The 16264-nt window shown below is 65.2% G+C and carries 19 protein-coding genes; 10 read left to right on the top strand and 9 right to left on the bottom strand.

What is annotated here, in order from left to right:
• Positions 1-45 precede the first annotated feature (45 nt).
• Entirely contained in the window at positions 46-453 is a 408-nt protein-coding gene (locus tag ABGN05_RS11800; RefSeq protein ID WP_367954200.1) for a c-type cytochrome, read from the bottom strand.
• Positions 454-637: 184 nt separating this feature from the next.
• On the opposite strand from ABGN05_RS11800, the gene ABGN05_RS11805 reads away from it, so the two are divergent.
• The 6 genes from ABGN05_RS11805 (at position 638) to ABGN05_RS11830 (ending at position 8020) form a co-directional block, all read left to right on the top strand.
• A complete protein-coding gene (locus ABGN05_RS11805) occupies positions 638-1474 on the top strand; it encodes a universal stress protein (protein WP_367954201.1) in 837 nt (278 codons plus the stop codon).
• Positions 1475-1640: 166 nt separating this feature from the next.
• On the top strand, positions 1641-2030 hold the full coding sequence (locus ABGN05_RS11810) for a phasin family protein (protein ID WP_367954202.1): 390 nt from the start codon (positions 1641-1643) through the stop codon (positions 2028-2030).
• A gap of 67 nt (positions 2031-2097) precedes the next feature.
• Positions 2098-3969, top strand: a complete 1872-nt coding sequence (locus tag ABGN05_RS11815) for a PHA/PHB synthase family protein (RefSeq protein WP_367954203.1) — start codon at positions 2098-2100, stop codon at positions 3967-3969.
• A 100-nt stretch (positions 3970-4069) separates the two neighbouring features.
• Positions 4070-6715, top strand: coding sequence for a cation-translocating P-type ATPase (locus ABGN05_RS11820; RefSeq protein WP_367954204.1), 2646 nt, complete (start codon positions 4070-4072; stop codon positions 6713-6715).
• 28 nt (positions 6716-6743) lie between these two features.
• The gene (locus ABGN05_RS11825; RefSeq protein WP_367954205.1) at positions 6744-7658 is read left to right on the top strand and encodes a YiiX/YebB-like N1pC/P60 family cysteine hydrolase; all 915 of its coding nucleotides are present in this window, start codon (positions 6744-6746) and stop codon (positions 7656-7658) included.
• Positions 7659-7711: 53 nt separating this feature from the next.
• Positions 7712-8020: a c-type cytochrome gene (locus tag ABGN05_RS11830; protein WP_367954206.1), complete on the top strand. Its 309-nt coding sequence runs from the start codon at positions 7712-7714 to the stop codon at positions 8018-8020.
• Positions 8021-8038: 18 nt separating this feature from the next.
• Here ABGN05_RS11830 and arsC read toward each other — a convergent pair whose 3' ends face one another.
• The 5 genes from arsC to ABGN05_RS11855 all read right to left on the bottom strand — a co-directional run bounded on the left by arsC (position 8039) and on the right by ABGN05_RS11855 (position 11014).
• Positions 8039-8464, bottom strand: a complete 426-nt coding sequence (arsC, locus tag ABGN05_RS11835; RefSeq protein ID WP_367954207.1) for an arsenate reductase (glutaredoxin) — start codon at positions 8462-8464, stop codon at positions 8039-8041.
• A complete protein-coding gene (gene arsB, locus ABGN05_RS11840; protein WP_367954368.1) occupies positions 8461-9540 on the bottom strand; it encodes an ACR3 family arsenite efflux transporter in 1080 nt (359 codons plus the stop codon). Before arsB ends, arsC begins: the two co-directional genes overlap by 4 nt.
• A gap of 26 nt (positions 9541-9566) precedes the next feature.
• Positions 9567-10076 carry an arsenate reductase ArsC gene (locus ABGN05_RS11845; protein ID WP_367954208.1) on the bottom strand — a complete coding sequence of 170 codons (510 nt, stop codon included), beginning with the start codon at positions 10074-10076 and terminating at the stop codon, positions 9567-9569.
• Positions 10077-10089: 13 nt separating this feature from the next.
• Complete coding sequence (locus tag ABGN05_RS11850; RefSeq protein ID WP_367954209.1) at positions 10090-10422, bottom strand: ArsR/SmtB family transcription factor; 333 nt, start codon at positions 10420-10422, stop codon at positions 10090-10092.
• A gap of 133 nt (positions 10423-10555) precedes the next feature.
• On the bottom strand, positions 10556-11014 hold the full coding sequence (locus tag ABGN05_RS11855) for a L,D-transpeptidase (RefSeq protein ID WP_367954369.1): 459 nt from the start codon (positions 11012-11014) through the stop codon (positions 10556-10558).
• Positions 11015-11337: 323 nt separating this feature from the next.
• Between ABGN05_RS11855 and ABGN05_RS11860 the strand changes: the two genes are divergently transcribed.
• Together ABGN05_RS11860 and ABGN05_RS11865 are read left to right on the top strand one after the other, a co-directional pair.
• Positions 11338-11505, top strand: a complete 168-nt coding sequence (locus ABGN05_RS11860; protein WP_367954210.1) for a hypothetical protein — start codon at positions 11338-11340, stop codon at positions 11503-11505.
• Positions 11505-11945: a DUF6572 domain-containing protein gene (locus ABGN05_RS11865; RefSeq protein ID WP_367954211.1), complete on the top strand. Its 441-nt coding sequence runs from the start codon at positions 11505-11507 to the stop codon at positions 11943-11945. Before ABGN05_RS11860 ends, ABGN05_RS11865 begins: the two co-directional genes overlap by 1 nt.
• Positions 11946-11974: 29 nt before the next feature.
• On the opposite strand, the gene ABGN05_RS11870 is transcribed toward ABGN05_RS11865, so the two are convergent.
• Entirely contained in the window at positions 11975-12649 is a 675-nt protein-coding gene (locus tag ABGN05_RS11870; RefSeq protein WP_367954212.1) for a response regulator transcription factor, read from the bottom strand.
• A gap of 92 nt (positions 12650-12741) precedes the next feature.
• Here ABGN05_RS11870 and ABGN05_RS11875 point away from each other — a divergent pair, with 92 nt between their 5' ends.
• Together ABGN05_RS11875 and ABGN05_RS11880 are read left to right on the top strand one after the other, a co-directional pair.
• On the top strand, positions 12742-13479 hold the full coding sequence (locus tag ABGN05_RS11875; RefSeq protein WP_367954213.1) for a response regulator: 738 nt from the start codon (positions 12742-12744) through the stop codon (positions 13477-13479).
• A 34-nt stretch (positions 13480-13513) separates the two neighbouring features.
• Positions 13514-15595 (top strand): PAS domain S-box protein, encoded by a 2082-nt coding sequence (locus tag ABGN05_RS11880; RefSeq protein ID WP_367954214.1) that lies wholly within the window; start codon positions 13514-13516, stop codon positions 15593-15595.
• A 54-nt stretch (positions 15596-15649) separates the two neighbouring features.
• On the opposite strand, the gene ABGN05_RS11885 is transcribed toward ABGN05_RS11880, so the two are convergent.
• Positions 15650-15835 (bottom strand): hypothetical protein, encoded by a 186-nt coding sequence (locus tag ABGN05_RS11885; protein ID WP_367954215.1) that lies wholly within the window; start codon positions 15833-15835, stop codon positions 15650-15652.
• A 25-nt stretch (positions 15836-15860) separates the two neighbouring features.
• The gene (locus tag ABGN05_RS11890) at positions 15861-16232 is read right to left on the bottom strand and encodes a hypothetical protein (RefSeq protein WP_367954216.1); all 372 of its coding nucleotides are present in this window, start codon (positions 16230-16232) and stop codon (positions 15861-15863) included.
• Positions 16233-16264 lie beyond the last annotated feature (32 nt).

Raw genomic sequence — 16264 nt, forward strand, 5'->3', positions numbered from 1 at the left:
GACTGGCTGTCGCTGTCTCGTCTCCATCCGCACGGGCGGATGCGTTCACCTCTGCAGCGTCTCGATATAACTGGTCAGCTCGTGGATTCGTTCGGTGGTGATAAGTTCCCCGCCGTTCGGGCCGTAGGTCTTGGCGTCCTCCTCGATGAACTGCTGTCCCCAGACTGGCATCTCCCGGCCGCCATGTCCGGGAATGAGATAGCGGCCGTCGATGACGGCAAAGACACGATAGTACGGAAAGGCGCCCTTGTTTCCCTCGCTCAGCCGGGTCAGATCGGCCGGAGGCGTGGTCAGGATACTCGCCAGGGGACCGTCGCCCATTCCCCGTTCGCCATGGCATGCGGCGCACGAATTCACGAACTCGGCCTCTCCGTAGGACATCTCCTCCTGAGCGGCTACTTGTCCTCCCAACGCCGCGAGCATCGAAATGGCGACGGCGGTCTGCTTGATCATGAGCTTTTTTCCCGAAGAATGGATGGCCAAAACATATCCCGCGCCGCGCGTGCTGCCTTGACGCCGATCAATCCAGTCTTCGAGGCCGCTTACCGCTTTTGATCCAGCGCAATGAGCCTTTTCGAATGGCGGCCTAGAAACCTGCCCGTGCCGGCCGGATACCGGCGGGAACGGAGCTGTCGACATGAGCATCAAGACCATCCTTTCGGTTACCGGCGTGAACCACCGGGAGGGCGACCTGCGGCTCGCCGCCGGATTATGCGATCAGATGGCGGCACATCTTTCCGTGCTCGTGGTGGCGATCGCCCCGCCACCGCCGGCCGGCGAGTTCGCGGCGATGGTATCGGACGGCTGGATCCAGGAACGCCAGGAGGATCAAGAGCGGCTGCGGGAGAGGGAATCCTCCGTCTCGGCCTTCCTGAGCGGGACGGGGCTTTCGGCCGACGTGAGCACTGGCTATCCGGAGGAAGCATGGACCGACGAGACGGTCGGTCGGCGGGCGCGCTATGCCGACATCACGCTCATCGGACCGGAGACCCTGAAATCGGAGCGGCTGGGACCGAAGGTCGTCGAAGGCTCCCTGTTCTTCTCCGGCAGACCCGTGCTCCTGGTGCCGGAGAACGTCCAGCCCACGCTTTTGCCCAAGCGGGTCATGGTGGCGTGGGACGGCCGGGTCGAGGCCGCTCGCGCCGTCCGCGAGGCCATGGACATGATCGAGGGCGCGGAGGAGGTTCGGGTCGTGCTGGTAGACCCCGCCGAAGGCGAGGATGCCCATGGGGCGGAGCCGGGCGCCGACGTCGCGGCCTATCTCGCGAGGCATGGGGCAAAGGTCACCGTCGACCGGTTGCCCGGTGCCGATCAGCCGGTTGCCGAAGTCCTGCGCCGGCATGCGACCGATACCGCGGCCGAGCTTCTGGTGATGGGTGCATACGGACACTCGCGGTTCCGCGAGCGCATATTCGGAGGGGTGACGCGGGCGATGGTCGAGCGGCCGAGCCTGCCCATCCTGATGGCGCGCTGATCGCCGTCCCTATTCTCCCGCCGCCGGATCGGCCGGTTGATCCCGATCAACACGGCCGATGCGGGATGGGTCCAGAGTGAAATTGCAGGGCGGACGCATGCGACCGACCTCGGTCTTGGAATCGCCCTGCCGACGAAACGATAGAAAACCGAACAGGAGGCTTTCGATGACGAATTCGCTCGACCCGATTGGCGCTATGTTCCTGCAATCCTCTCCGGCGCTCGCCAACGCGCAGAAGTTCTTCTTCGCCGCCGCCCGGCTCCAGGGCAATGCCCTGAAAGCCGGCCTGCGCTACAATATCGAGACGCTGGCCTTCCTGAAGCAGCGGCTCGAGAAGGACATGAAGCTGGTGGACGATCTCGTCGCCTCGGACGGCTTCAAGGACGCCTTCGACATCTATGCCGGTTTCGTCGAGAACGCCGCGGCGGAGTATGCGGCGGAGAGCAGCAAGATCGCCGGCATCGGCTCCAGGATCGCTTCAGAGACCGCCAAGCGCGTGCGCGAGGAGGCCCAGGCCTCGATCGACGACATGGCCGCCCAGACGGTTTCCGCGTGACCGCCACGGCCTGAGCCGGCGCTGTCTGCTACGTAGGGTTCTCGCCTGGTTCGGAGGAAGACACCACATGCATCCCCGCGAGAAGCTCGGCAAGCGGGCGGGCGCCCCGCGCAGGACAAGAGCCGGAGCCCGGCTGACGCAGGTTCTTCCCCAGGTGGCGGATGCGCCGCATCGGGATATCCGCGCCGAATCTCAAACTGGACAGAGCGAGACGGTTGCTGACGACGGCTACAGGGATCTCGACCGTATCTATCATGCCTTGCTCGCCGGACAAGGATTCGGCATTTCGCCCATCAGTCTTGCGAGCGCCTGGCAGGATTGGGCACTTCATCTGGCCCTGTCCCCCGGCAAGCGGCTCGAACTGGCGGCCAAGGGGCTGGAGAAGGTCGAGCGGTTCCGCGGCTTCCTCGCCGCGTGCATGGCCGACGCGGCATCGAAGCCGGCCTGTATCACGCCCTTGCCTCAGGACAGACGGTTCGACCACCCCGGCTGGCAGGCGCCGCCGTTCAGCGCCCTCAGCCAATCCTTCCTGCTCTGGCAGCAATGGTGGCACAATGCGACCACCGGCATGCCGGGCGTGGCGGCCAAGCACGAGCGCCTGGTGGAGTTCTATGGCCGCCAGTTCCTAGACATGGTGGCTCCGTCCAATTTTCCGGCAACGAACCCGGCCGTGATCGAGAAGACCGTCCGGGACCGGGGTGCCAACCTCGTGGCAGGGTTCCAGAATTGGCTCGCGGACTTCTATCGCCTGGCGGCCCAGCTTCCTCCCGAAGGGATCGAGGACTTCCGACCGGGGATCGAGCTCGCCGCCACGCCCGGCGAGGTCGTGTTCCGCAACGAACTGATGGAGCTCATCCAGTACAGCCCGTCGACGGCCACGGTCCGGTCCGAACCCGTGCTCATCGTGCCCGCCTGGATTATGAAATATTACATCCTCGACCTGTCGCCAGGCAATTCGCTGATCCGCTATCTGGTGGGGGAGGGGTTCACGGTGTTCTGCATCTCGTGGCGCAACCCGGGTCGCGAACAGCGCGACGTCGGGTTCGACGACTATCGCAGGCACGGCGTCATGGCCGCCATCGATGCGGTCGAGGCGATTTCGGGCGATGGCCAGATGCACGCCGTCGGCTACTGTCTCGGCGGAACGCTGCTCTCGGTCGCGGCCGCGACCATGGCGCGGGACGGTGACACACGGTTGAAAACGCTGTCGCTGTTTGCCGCCCAGGTGGATTTCGACGAACCGGGCGAACTCGGCCTGTTCATCGACGAGAGCCAAGTCGCCCTCATAGAGGACGTCATGTGGAAAGAGGGCTATCTGGACCAGCGCAGGATGGCCGGCGCCTTCCAGATGCTGCGCTCGCAGGACCTCGTCTGGTCGCGCATGGTGAGCGAATACCTGATGGGCGAGAAGCCGCGGATGAACGACCTGATGGCGTGGAATGCCGATGCCACGCGCATGCCCTATCGCATGCATTCGGAGTATCTGCGCCAGTTGTTCCTGGACAACGATCTTTCGCAGGGCCGCTTCCGCGTCGAGGGGCGTCCCGTTCATGTGGAGGACATCGCGGTTCCCGTCTTCGCCGTGGGCACGCAGACCGACCACGTCGCGCCCTGGCGTTCCGTGTTCAAGATCACCCACCTGTTCGACACCGACGTCGATTTCGTCCTGACGAATGGCGGTCACAATGCCGGCATCGTCGCCGAGCCCGGCCATCCGCACCGGCGTTATCAGCTGCTCCGCTACCGTCACGGCGACCCGCATCCGGACCCTGCGAGCTGGACATCGGACGTGGCGGCCGTCGAGGGCTCATGGTGGCCGGCGTGGGCGACGTGGTTGCACGGACATTCTGGCGAGAACGTCGCGGCGCGGGTGGCGGGTGGCTCGCCGCTCTATCCGGCGATCTGCCACGCGCCGGGCACATACGTCCTCCAGAAGTGAAGGTCGACGACCGGAACTTTCCCCCTGCGTTCGGCCGTTCGCCCCTGAACTTGACCCGCGTCAAGGATCGGCGAAACGTCGAGGCGCTATGGCTCCCCGCATGAACGCCGAGATCTATCCAGCATCGCCGCAACGCGGACTGTCACAAGCCGACGCCGGCGAGCGCCTCCGCGAACACGGACCGAACTCACTTCCCGAAGGCAGGCCGCCGTCGCTGGCCTCCGTGTTCTTACGTCAGTTCCTCAGCCCGCTGATATATATCCTGCTCGCCGCGGCGCTCGTCTCCATCGCTCTGAGCGATGTGAGGGATGCGATCTTCATCGGTATCGTCCTGCTCCTCAACGGTATCATCGGAACAGTTCAGGAATTTTCGGCCGGCCGCGCCGCCGCGGCGCTGCGCAGCCTGGAGCAGCCGCATGCGACGGTCATCAGGGACGGCTTGCAGCGGGAGATCGATGCGCGCGATCTCGTCCCCGGCGATCTCGTGCTTCTCGAAGCCGGCAACCGCGTTCCGGCCGATGTGAGACTGCATTCGGCCGAAAACCTCCAGTGCGACGAATCGCTGCTGACGGGCGAGTCCCTCCCGGTGTCGAAGAAAATCGGCGAAATCGAAGAAAAAGGGGAGGGCACGCGCGCCTTCGCCGGCACCATGGTCACGCGCGGACGGGGACGGGGTGTCGTTTCCGCCACCGGCGCATCCACCGAGATCGGCAAAATTGCGGAGATGATCGCCACGCGATCCATCTCCCGGCCGCCGCTCATGGTTCGCCTGGACCGCTTCTCGCGCACCATCGCGATCACCGTCGGCGTGGCCATCGCCGCGCTCTTCGCGGTCGGCCTGCTGCGCGGCATGGGCTATCACGACCTTTTCCTGATGTCGGTCGGTCTGGCGGTCGCGGCGATCCCCGAAGGCCTGCCCGTCGCGATCTCGATCGCGCTCGCCATCGGCATGCGGCGGATGGCGCGCAGCAACGTGATCGTGCGGCGCATGGCCGCGATCGAGGCGCTGGGCTCCTGTACGATCGTGGCCACGGACAAGACCGGCACGTTGACGATGAACGAGCTGACGGTCACCGAGGTGCGGCTGCCGGACGGTACGATCGTGACCTTCGAGACAGGCGAGGACCTTGAAGCCTGCGCGCTGCGTTCCCCGCATGTCGGAGACGAGCGCGCCGGCGAGCGGGCGGCCGAACTCCTGAAAGCCGCCGTGCTGCCGAATGAAGCCCTTCTCCGGCGCGAGGTGGACGGCTGGAAGGGCATGGGCGACACCGTCGACGTCGCTTTGCTCGCGGCCGCCAGGAAGGGCGGTCTGGCCAAGGAGAACGTGCCGGAGCACGACCGTCTGATCGGGCGCATCCCGTACGAACCGGACCTGAAATACGCCGCCTCCTTTCACCAGGCCGAGGAAGATGTGCGCATCTTCGTCAAGGGTGCGCCCGAAACGCTGATCGACATGGCCAGCCGCATGGATCGCGACGGCGAAGCGGTCGCGATCGACCGAGACTCGCTCCTCGCCCAGAAGGAGGAACTCGCCGCGCGCGGGCTGCGCGTGCTTGCCTTCGCGGAGGGACGGATCGCGCGGCAGCCGAATGGAGACTATGGTCACGGCCATCTGGTCGATCTCGTCTTCCTCGGTCTGGCGGGAATGCAGGATCCGCTTCGCCCCGGCGTCACCGAGGCGATCGCGGCCTGCGCGGGGGCCGGCATCGAGGTCGCCATGGTCACGGGCGACGATCCCAGGACCGCGAGCGCGATCGCGCGGGACGCCGGCATTCCCTTCGAGGACGATCAGGTGGTTACGGGCCATGCCGTGCGCGACGCGGAGGCGAAGGGCGAAAGCGCACTGGACGATCTCACCCGCCGCGCCCGCATCTACGCGCGCGTCGAGCCTGCCCAGAAGCTCGCGATCGTGTTGTCCCTGGCCCGCAACGGCCACTTCGTGGCGGTCACCGGCGACGGTGTCAATGACGCGCCGGCCCTCAAGCACGCCCACGTCGGCGTCGCCATGGGCCGCAAGGGGACGGACGTCGCGAAGGAAAGCGCCGACATCATCGTCACCGACGACAATTTCGCTTCCATCGTCGCGGGCATACGCGAGGGCCGCGTCTCATACGCCAACATCCGCAAGGTCGTGTTCCTGCTGGTCTCCACCGGCGCCGCCGAAATGGTGCTCTTCCTGCTGGCGATCCCGCTCGGCATGCCCCTGCCGCTGACGGCGGTTCAGCTGCTGTGGCTCAACCTCGTCACCAATGGTGTTCAGGACGTCGCCCTCGCCGCGGAGGGCGCGGAGGGTGACGAACTGTCGTATCCACCGCGGAGTCCGCGCGAACCGATCTTCAATCGCGTGATGCTGCGTCGCGTCCTGCATTCGACGATCGTCATGGGCGTCGGCGGCTTCGGCGTCTTCTGGTGGCTGCTCGCAAACGGCCATACCGAGTCGGAAGCGCGCAACCTTCTGCTCCTGTTGTTCGTGCTCTTCGAGAACGTCCAGACGTTCAACAGCCGATCCGAGCATCATTCGATCTTTCGCCAGGGTCTCGTGCGCAACCCGTTCCTGGTCGTCGGTGTCGTCGGCGTACAGGCGCTGCACATCGCGGCCATGCACGTTCCCGTGCTGAGCGACACGCTCGGCATCGCGCCCGTATCGCCGGCCCAGTGGAGCGTCCTCCTGCTGATCGCCGCCTCGCTCATCGTCGTCATGGAAATCGAGAAGCGGTGGGACAAGCGTATGACGAAACTGCCTTAGGGGTTGCAGGGATGGGCAGCGGCTGACCGTGGGAGACGTCAGTTTCTTCAATGGGCGAGGGATCGGTTCGCGGGCCGTCGTCGCGCTGTTGTCCTGCGGTCTCTCGATGGCCGGTTGCACGCACGTCCCGTCGAAAGATGGCCTGACGGCCGCGGCGGAGAAGGGCCCTTGCTGCGTCCACGTGGAACGCTATCCATCCTGGCTCGTCGCCATTGCGGAACCCGTGGCGCCGCTTGTCGGCCGGACCATCGCCCACGTTGTCTGGCGCGAGGGATACCTGGCCGGCGAGGCGGAGAGGGAAATCCTCGCGCAACTGCGGCCGCTCGACGTCTTGCTCGTGAGTTCGAAGGGGCGATTATCCGGACACGTCATTCCCGGGCTCTTCGGCCACATGGCCGTCTATCTCGGCAACGAGGCCGAGTTGCGGGCGATGGGGGTCTGGAACGAGCCGTCCGTGCGCCGCCACCGCGACGCGATCCGCGACGGCGCGACCGTGATCGAGTCCGACCACAAAGGGGTACACCTGTCGCGGCCGTCTCGCGTGCTGAACGGCGACCGGGTGGTGGTCCTTCGGCCGCGGCTTTCTTCTGCCGCCAGACGGCGGGTGCTGGAAGCGTTCTACGACCATCTTGGCGGCCGGTTCGACTTTCATTTCGACAGCGGGGACTCCGAGTGCGTCTACTGCGCGGAACTCATCGACCACGTGGCGCCCGAACTGCACCTGCCGCGTCGGATCGCCTACGGCCGCCAGACGATCATCCCTGACGACGCTGCGATCCGTGCCGCGCGCGGCCTGATACCTTTCCACTTCCTTCTGTACGTCGAAGGAGACGGGAAGGGATCGCGCCGGAGCACACGCAGCAAGCTCATCTCCGACATCGAGGCGGAGTGGTTGGGACGAGCGCTTGACGGAAATCAATCCGGTCCCCGCATTGCGTGGTAGTGTGGGTCATGGTTCATCTTGCGCTAGAGACTCTCGGTCCCCGTTGCTCCGTCATGGGCGCCGTCCTGGCGTTGGCGTGGCTCCTTCCTTCTGCCGCGCTCGCCGAAGACCAGGTGGCTTATGGAAAGGCGCTAGTCGAGACGAACTGCGCCCGCTGCCATGCGGTGGGCACGACCGACGAAAGCACGCATCCCGAGGCTCCGCCCTTCCGAACCCTGTCGGAACGCTACCCGCTCGACGCGCTGGAAGAGGCCTTCGTGGAAGGGGTCTCGACCGGTCACCCCGACATGCCCGAATTCCAGGCATCGCCGGAGCAGATCGGCGCGATCATCGACTACATGGACACGCTCCAGCCCGAGTGAGCCCGGACGACCGCCGCGTCAGCCGTTGCCTGCGCCGGAACGGGTCACGACCTCGCCGTCTTCCTTCTCGAAGCGGCCCACCGGGTCGGGCAGGATTTCGAGCACTTTCTCCGAGGGGCGGCAAAGCGTGGTCCCGAGCGGCGTCACGACGATCGGCCGGTTGATCAGGATCGGGTGCTGCATCATGAAGTCGACGATCTGGTCGTCGCTCCATCTCGGATCGTCGAGCCCGAGTTCGTGATATGGCGTTCCCTTCTCGCGCAGGAGTTGGCGCGGCGTAATCCCCATCGCGGCGATGAGCTCGACCAGCCTCTCGCGCGAGGGCGGCGTCTTCAGGTACTCGATCACCTCCGGCTCCTCGCCCGACTGGCGGATCATGGAGAGCGTGTTGCGGGACGTCCCGCAGGCGGGATTGTGATAGATGGTGATCGTCGTGCCGCTCATGCCTTCGGGAACCAGTGTTGGGTGCGATTTGCGAAGGCGACCAGCGACAGCATCACCGGAACCTCCACCAGGACGCCGACGACGGTGGCGAGCGCGGCGCCCGAGCTCAGTCCGAACAGGCTGATGGCCACCGCGACGGCGAGTTCGAAGAAGTTCGAGGTTCCGATCAGGGCGCAGGGCGCCGCGACGTTGAACGGCACTTTCCATGCCTTCGCCGCCGCATAGGCGATGAAAAAGATGCCGTAGGACTGGATCAGCAGCGGCACCGCGATAAGCACGATCAGCAGCGGATTGCCGGTGATGACGTTTCCCTGGAAGCCGAACAGGAGCACGACCGTCGCCAGCAGGCCGATCACGGACAGGGGCTTCAGGCGCCCGGTGAAGTCCGAGACTGCCGCCTCTGCCTTCGGACCGCCGCCGGCCCGGTCCAGCAGCCGCTTGCGGGTGAGCGCGCCGGCGATGAGCGGGATCACCACGTAGAGGGCGACCGACAGGAGCAGCGTCTCCCAGGGCACGGCGATGTCGGTCACGCCGAGCAGCAGCGCGACGATCGGAGCGAAGGCGAAGATCATGATGATGTCGTTCACCGAAACCTGCACCAGGGTGTAGTTGGGATCCCCCTTCGTCATCTGGCTCCAGACGAACACCATCGCGGTGCAGGGTGCCGCGCCGAGCAGGATGAGACCCGCGATGTACTGCTGCGCATCGGCGGGCGCGATCCACGGCGCGAAGACGTATTCGAAGAACAGCACGCCCAGAGCGGCCATGGTGAACGGCTTGATCAGCCAGTTCACGACGATCGTCAGCACCAGTCCCTTGGGCCGGTCTCCGACATGACTGAGGCTGGCGAAGTCGACGTTGACCATCATCGGGAAGACCATCGCCCAGATGAGCACCGCGACCACGAGGTTGACCGACGCGAACTCCAGGCCAGCCAGGGTGCCGAACAGGCCGGGCAGCAGGTTGCCGAGAACGATGCCGGCCACGATGCACAGCGCCACCCAGGCCGAAAGCCATTTTTCGAAGAAGCCGATCCCGCCGGCCGCGGTCGAAGCGTCGAATGTCCGATCCGTCATGTCGCCGGTCGCCGTCCTGTCGTTGATCATCCCGCCTTCGGCAGGTTCCTACCGATCTCGTCCAGCCGCTTCTGCAGCGCCAGGCGATCCAGCGAATTCATGGGAAGGCTGGTGAAGATCGAGATACGGTTGTTGAGCATGCGGTAGGCGTCGGCGAAGGCGAGGCGCTTCTCCGCCTCGGTCCCTTCCACCGCCGCCGGGTCGGGCACGCCCCAGTGCGCGGTCATGGGCTGGCCCGGCCACACCGGACAGGCCTCGTTGGCGGCGTTGTCGCAGACGGTGAAGACGAAGTTCATCTCCGGGGCGCCCGGCTGCGCGAACTCCTCCCAGTTCTTCGAGCGGGCGAACGAGGTGTCGTGGTTGAGGCTCTTCAGGAGGTCCAGCGAATAGGGATGCACCTCGCCTTTCGGCTGCGAACCAGCCGAGAAGGCCCTGAAGCGGCCCTGTCCGACGCGATTGAGAATTGCCTCGGCGAGAATGGAGCGGGCCGAATTGCCGGTGCAGAGGAATAGCACGTTGTAGACTTGGTCGCTCATTGCGAAACTTTCCCTAACAATCGCAGGTGATGGCGTTGATGACGGGCCGGCAGAGGTCCGGAGAACCGTTGCAGCAGTCCTCCATCAGGTAGGCGAGCAGGTCGCGCAGGCCGGTCATGTCCGCGAGATAGCGGATCGTGCGGCCGTCCCGTTCCGGCCGGATCAGGCCCGCGTGAGCCAGCACCTTCAGGTGCGCCGACATCGTGTTCTGGACGATGTCCAGCCGCGCGGCGATCTCGCCGGCGGGAAGGCCGGCCTCCCCGCTCTTCACCAGAAGGCGGAACACCTCCAGACGGGTGTCCTGACCGAGAGCGGCCAGCGCGGCAAGGGCAGCAGTTTTATCCATATATCCAAGTTTCCAGAATAACGGCTTGGATACCGAGGCCCCATGCCGCGGTCAAGCGGAATCCAAAACGGCGGCCCGGGCGAGGGCCGCCGAATGACATTAAAGTGGTCGCGAAGGTCTACGGTCCTTCGGATCAATCGACGATAACGATCCGCATGTTCGCCGATCCATGGGACTTCACGAGACTGTAGAGGCTCGCCGCATTTTTCGGATGCAGGCGGACGCAGCCATGGGATGCCGGCTGGCCCAGCCGCTTCACGGCGTCGGTTGCATGCACGGCATATCCGCCATGGAAGAAAATCGAATGCGGCATCGGCGCGTTGTCGTATTTGCGCGAATACCACATCTTGTGCATGCGGGTGGGCGAGAATGTCCCGCGCGGCGTGCGGTAGCCGCGTCCGGCGGTCGAGACTTTCCATTCGTAGGTTGGCTGGCCGTCCACAATGACCTGCATCGTCTGGTCGGAGACGTCGATCCTTGCAACGACCGTGGAGGCCGCCGCCGTGCTGGCCGCGGCTGCCATCCACAGGGCTGCGCCACCAATCGTCAAGGCCGCGATGTTGATCAGTCTCGTTGCCAGGTTCTGTTTCATTCCCGCCTCCATCTGTTTTGTTCGTTCGATGTTCGATGGCCGAACAATCTGCCATGGAGGTTTCATGGAAATTTCGTTCACCAGTAGAAATGGTTTCGTTTCTGTTTCCAAATTGGCCTTCGACGAAACAAACAGTCTCATCTGCCTTCACTATTTCTTTCGCACTCTCGGTGGCGCGAATTTCCCATGCGGCTGCAAAGTCTTGAGCCCCGCATGCGCTGCAACCCGGAGCCGGTCCAGCGGCATGGTCCCGATACAGAACCGGTCGATGTTGCATCCAACAGGGTCGCTTCCGCGATCTCCGAAGTTCGAAGGAATGGAAAATGCGTAGCCGGTTTGCGGGAATGGTTCTCAATGCCCTCCTGGCGGGGCAGGTCGCCTTCGGCGCCGCCGCCGTCGCGGCACTTGCGATGAAGGACGAAACGCCGCGGCGCATGGCGGTCGAAAGACAGACCCTCGCCGCCGCCGAAACCGGCGCCGTGGTGCGGTGATGGTCCCGCGCGGGCTATTCTCGCGCCTGACGGACGCTTGGCGCACCGTGCTCGGTGCCGCCTTGATCGCCATGGCGCTTCTCGCGGGTGGATTGCCGGCCGGCGCGGCGGTGGACGATCCCGATGCCATCGACGCGCTGAAGGCAGCGAAGCCTTTCGTCTCCATGGTTATCGTTCAGGACCGGCCCTGGTCGCCCGAGACGCACGTGATGCTGGGAAACAAGATCTCCGGCTACATGCGCTACGCGCTCGGCGGCCAGCTTGTGCGCGACATCCCGGAGGCGTCGGGCATGAAGGTGCGCGTCGTGCTCGTCTCGGATGCTGCGCCGTCCGCGGACGACGTCGTCGTGCTCGAGGAATTCCGCCGGCAGATGGCGGGCGCCAGCGTCGACTTCGTCTGGGGCGGCGAGACTGACCTTCTGTCGCTGGTGGGCGAGTGATGCGTGCGGATGCGGCAGGGGCGGCCGCGTCAGACCGGCGGATCGAACCGATAACCCGCGCCGCGTACCGTCACGATGCTTTCGGTGTCGAGCTTGCGGCGCAGCCGCACGATGCGCGAATCGACGGAGCGGTCGAAGGCGTCGAAGCTCTCCGCCGGTGCCGCAGCCATGATGTCCTCGCGGCCGAGCACCCGGCCCGGATTGCCGACAAACAGGCGCAGCAGGGCGATCTGCCCCGGCGAGAGCTGTTCCTCCTCACCCGAATTGCGCATGACCAGCGCCGCCTTCATGTCGACGCTGGAATTCTCCAGCATCACAAGGTCGCCGATTGGATGTCCGCGCCGGGCAAGCAGTCGGTTGAGGCGGCTCGCCAGTTCGCGCGGCACGACCGGAGCGTCGAGGAAATCGGCCGCGCCGAGTTCCAGCGCCAGGATGCGGTCGACCGGCTCGCAATTCCTGCCGATCATGACGAAGGCCGTCGATCCGCCGCCGGAGAATTTTCGCAACAGGTCGGTTCCGCTGAGACCGTCGAGTTGCAGGTCGACCAGCGCCACGTCGACGTCGTTGGCGCCGAGAAGGGCCATCGCGCTCCATTCCTCGTGCGCGAATCGCACGTCGTAACCGCGCCGGTCGAGATAATCGGCCAGCGCTTCGTCGGTTTCGTTCTTGCTGCAGATACGCGCGACGACCGGTCTTCGACCCACTTGCGGATCCCTGAAACAAACGCCCGATGAACAGGCTGGACAATATGTTTATACCCAATCTACTTATTGCGGGAAACCAGGGGGATACCGCGATGCGGTCGCGTATCGCAGTTGTCGACGACGAGCCCGATCTGCGGGATGCGGTGGCGGAATATCTCGCGGCGAGCGGATACGACGTGATGACCGCAGCGAGCGCGGCGGAGATGCGCGAACTGGTCGCCGTGCACAGTTTCGATCTCGCGATCCTCGACATCGCCATGCCTGGCGAGGACGGGCTGGCGCTCGGGCGATGGCTTCGCTCGCAGATGCCGCTCGGCATCATCTTCGCCACCGCCGCCGGCACCTCAATCGACCGCATCGTCGGCCTCGAACTCGGCGCCGACGACTACATCGTCAAGCCCTACGAACTGCGCGAACTCCTGGCGCGGGTTCGAAGCGTGCTGCGGCGGGTGCCGCCGGCCTCCGCCGCGGCTGCCGCCCCGCCGGCGCCGGCCAAGCGGGTGGCCAACAAGATCATATCCTTCGGTTCCTACAGCGCCGATCTCGACGGAAGGCTGGTCATCGGTCCGGACGGCTCATCCATCGAACTCGCCAAGAGCGAGTTCGATGTGCTGGAAGTTTTCCTGACCCGACCGAATCGCCTGTTGACCCGCTCGGCCATCTCGGAAGCGATCGGCTTCAGCGAGGATCTTGAATCCTCGCGCGCCCTCGACATCCGCATCATGCGCCTGCGCAAGAAGATCGAGCCCGACCCCGCGAGCCCGCGCTTCCTGAAAACAGTCCGCGGGGAAGGCTACGTCTTCTCGCTTCCCGGCGGGGAAAGCCGCTGACGACGTTATCGCCTGGCAGGGAGATCGCGACGGCATGATCGAAGGCGCGGCTGTCCCGGTTCCGACCCGATCGCGCGCGATGAGCCTGCCGGTCGCGATTTCGCGTATCGCACGCCGGCTTCGCGAGGCGAACGAGTGGCTGCAGGAGATCGACGACGTCCTGGCCATCCTGGGTCAGGCGCTGGACTGCCACCGCACCATCGTCTTCCAGCTCAAGCCGATGCCGAAGGCCGGCTTCTCGCAGTCCATCGCCTCCTACTGGGTCGATCTCGCGGTGCTGAAGTCGGCCGAGCGCCCGACATTGATCCGCGAAGCGATCCTGGTGGACGACCCGCTCCTCAAGCGAATCGGTGAGGAGGAGAGGCAAGGCAAGGTCTTCTCGGGCCATACGCGAAACCTCGAAGGCTTCCTGCGTGCCGATTTCGAGAAGAACCTGATCCTGTCGTTCCTGTCGGTCCCGATCTTCGCGCACGGCTATCTTTGGGGCACGCTCGCCATCAACGATTGCGTCAGGGAACGCGAATGGACCGAGGACGAAGCCGCGGCGGTGGAACTGGTCGCATCCGCGATCGGTGACGCGATCGAACATTCCTCCTCCGAACAGCATGTCAGCGAGGTCTTCCGGACCACGATGGTGCAGGCCGCCCTAGACGGCGTCGTCGTCATCGACGAATCGGGCGGCATCATCGAGTTCAATCCGGCCGCCGAAGCCATGTTCGGCTGGTCCAAGGCGGAGTTGCTCGGCAAGAACATCGCCGGGACCCTGATCCCGCAGGAACACCGCAAGGGCCATACGAAGGGCATCCGCCGATATCTGGAGGGCGGGCCCGCGATCATGATCGGCCGCCGCGTCGAGACCCAGGCGATCAATGCCTCGGGAGAATCCTTTCCGATCGAACTGACCATCTCGGAGGTGCGCGCCGCCGACCGGCGCCTGTTCGTCGGGTCGATCCGGGACCTGAGGGAGCGGCAGCGCGCCGAGGAGGAGATCAACCGGCAGCGCGACAGGCTGCACCAGAACGAGAAGATGGCGGCGATGGGATCGCTGCTCGCCGGCGTCTCGCACGAGCTCAACAATCCGCTCGCCGTGGTGGTGGCCCAGTCGACGCTACTTTTTGAGTTCGCCAACGACCCGCAGGTGAAGTCGCGCGCCGAGAAGGTCCGCGCCGCCGCCGAGCGCTGCGGACGCATCGTCAAGAGCTTCCTCGGCATGGTGCGCCTGCACCCCGCGCAACACGAGGAGACGGACCTCAACCAGGTCATCCGCGCGGCCCTCGAAGTGACCGCCTATGGCGCGCGCAGCACCGGCGTGACGGTCGAGACGGACCTCGCTCCCGGACCGCTGACGGTGTTCGTCGATGCCGACCACATCACCCAGGTCGCGGCGAATTTTCTCGTCAACGGCCAGCACGCGCTGACTGCAGCTTCGGGCGAACGGAAGATTCGCGTCCGAACCTGGCGCAACACCGACGCGGTCGGCTTTTCGGTCGAGGATACCGGTCCGGGAATCCCGGCCGAGATCGCGCAGCGCATCTTCGAGCCCTATTTCACCACCAAGCCTGTCGGCGTCGGCACCGGCATCGGTCTGTCGATTTCGCGCTCGATCGTCGAGCGTCACAACGGCCGGATCTGGTTCGATGACGTCGAGCCGCACGGCGTGCGGTTCTGCGTCGAGCTGCCGCTCGCGCAGGCCCATGCGGACGCGGCGCGGACGGTGGCGGCGCGGACCACCGGCATCGCGCGGGCGCTGATCATCGACGACGAGCCGGACGTCGCGAGTTCGCTCGCCGACATCCTGGAGATGATGGGCGTGAAGGCCTCGGTCATCACCCGCTGGACGTCGGTCGACGACGTCCTGGCGGGAGCCATGCCGGACATCATCTTCAGCGACCTGCGCATGCCCGAGGCGAGCGGGATGACGATCTACCAGCAGTTCCGCGACCGCTCGCCCTCACTGGCGCGCCGCTTTGTCATCGTCACGGGTGACATGCTGGGTGCAAAGGGAGAGATCGAGGCGCTGCCGCTCGACTTGCGGCCGCTCGTGCTGGAAAAGCCCTTCAGTACGCTGGAACTGCGCGGAGTGCTGGCCTTGCTGGCTGACCGGACCGGTCAGTGACGGCATAGTGCGGACCGCCTCCGTGCGAGGGAAGGCGATCCGGCTTGACGCGGCTCAGTTGATGGTCATCACGACGACGTCGTCGTCACGGTCGAAACGCGGTTCGCGCGCCGGGAAGGGGAATTCGCAATCCAGATCGGCCAGATCCTGCCGTCGCACGTCGGACGCCTTCATCAGTTCACAGGCCGCACGCGCCGCCTGGAAGGCGCTGTAGGGAATATTCTCGCGAAGCTTAGTCATCTTCGATTCCTCCAACGGCCGCCATTCAAGCGCCAGATATTGTCCTTATTCTGGCAGAGATCGTCTTTCCGCCATCTTTCGAGATCGCGACCAGACATTTCGTCGTTTCGTTGCCCCAGGACTGGCCCGAACAGGCGAGATCGATCTCGCTCGCCGGCATCATCCCGTCCTCCGCCGGAGCGATCCTCTGCTCCTGCGTGCCCGTTCCGGAAGGCGACAGGGCAACCGCGCTGGTCAGGGGGAGCATTATCGAGGCGAGTGCTGCTGTCGCGACGGCCGCGAACATGCCCATTGGATGCCGGGATGCGCCGCGGCGGAGCCGGCCCAGCGAGTAGGCTCGATCGCCAGGGGCGGCTGCCTTGGTCGGGGAGTCCATCATGTCCTGTTCGCGTGTCATCTGAAGCGCCTCGGAATTCATCATCGTTAGGA

The sequence above is a fragment of the Aquibium pacificum genome (assembly GCF_040839445.1).
Classification (GTDB): domain Bacteria; phylum Pseudomonadota; class Alphaproteobacteria; order Rhizobiales; family Rhizobiaceae; genus Aquibium; species Aquibium pacificus.

Excerpts from the sequence above, each read along its gene's own strand:
- ABGN05_RS11800 (WP_367954200.1), bottom strand. The coding sequence starts at position 453 with ATGATCAAGCAGACCGCCGTCGCCATTTCGATGCTCGCGGCGTTGGGA.
- ABGN05_RS11805 (WP_367954201.1), top strand. The coding sequence starts at position 638 with ATGAGCATCAAGACCATCCTTTCGGTTACCGGCGTGAACCACCGGGAG.
- ABGN05_RS11810 (WP_367954202.1), top strand. The coding sequence starts at position 1,641 with ATGACGAATTCGCTCGACCCGATTGGCGCTATGTTCCTGCAATCCTCT.
- ABGN05_RS11815 (WP_367954203.1), top strand. The coding sequence starts at position 2,098 with ATGCATCCCCGCGAGAAGCTCGGCAAGCGGGCGGGCGCCCCGCGCAGG.
- ABGN05_RS11820 (WP_367954204.1), top strand. The coding sequence starts at position 4,070 with ATGAACGCCGAGATCTATCCAGCATCGCCGCAACGCGGACTGTCACAA.
- ABGN05_RS11830 (WP_367954206.1), top strand. The coding sequence starts at position 7,712 with ATGGGCGCCGTCCTGGCGTTGGCGTGGCTCCTTCCTTCTGCCGCGCTC.
- arsC (WP_367954207.1), bottom strand. The coding sequence starts at position 8,464 with ATGAGCGGCACGACGATCACCATCTATCACAATCCCGCCTGCGGGACG.
- arsB (WP_367954368.1), bottom strand. The coding sequence starts at position 9,540 with ATGACGGATCGGACATTCGACGCTTCGACCGCGGCCGGCGGGATCGGC.
- ABGN05_RS11845 (WP_367954208.1), bottom strand. The coding sequence starts at position 10,076 with ATGAGCGACCAAGTCTACAACGTGCTATTCCTCTGCACCGGCAATTCG.
- ABGN05_RS11850 (WP_367954209.1), bottom strand. The coding sequence starts at position 10,422 with ATGGATAAAACTGCTGCCCTTGCCGCGCTGGCCGCTCTCGGTCAGGAC.
- ABGN05_RS11855 (WP_367954369.1), bottom strand. The coding sequence starts at position 11,014 with ATGAAACAGAACCTGGCAACGAGACTGATCAACATCGCGGCCTTGACG.
- ABGN05_RS11860 (WP_367954210.1), top strand. The coding sequence starts at position 11,338 with ATGCGTAGCCGGTTTGCGGGAATGGTTCTCAATGCCCTCCTGGCGGGG.
- ABGN05_RS11865 (WP_367954211.1), top strand. The coding sequence starts at position 11,505 with ATGGTCCCGCGCGGGCTATTCTCGCGCCTGACGGACGCTTGGCGCACC.
- ABGN05_RS11875 (WP_367954213.1), top strand. The coding sequence starts at position 12,742 with ATGCGGTCGCGTATCGCAGTTGTCGACGACGAGCCCGATCTGCGGGAT.
- ABGN05_RS11880 (WP_367954214.1), top strand. The coding sequence starts at position 13,514 with ATGATCGAAGGCGCGGCTGTCCCGGTTCCGACCCGATCGCGCGCGATG.
- ABGN05_RS11885 (WP_367954215.1), bottom strand. The coding sequence starts at position 15,835 with ATGACTAAGCTTCGCGAGAATATTCCCTACAGCGCCTTCCAGGCGGCG.
- ABGN05_RS11890 (WP_367954216.1), bottom strand. The coding sequence starts at position 16,232 with ATGACACGCGAACAGGACATGATGGACTCCCCGACCAAGGCAGCCGCC.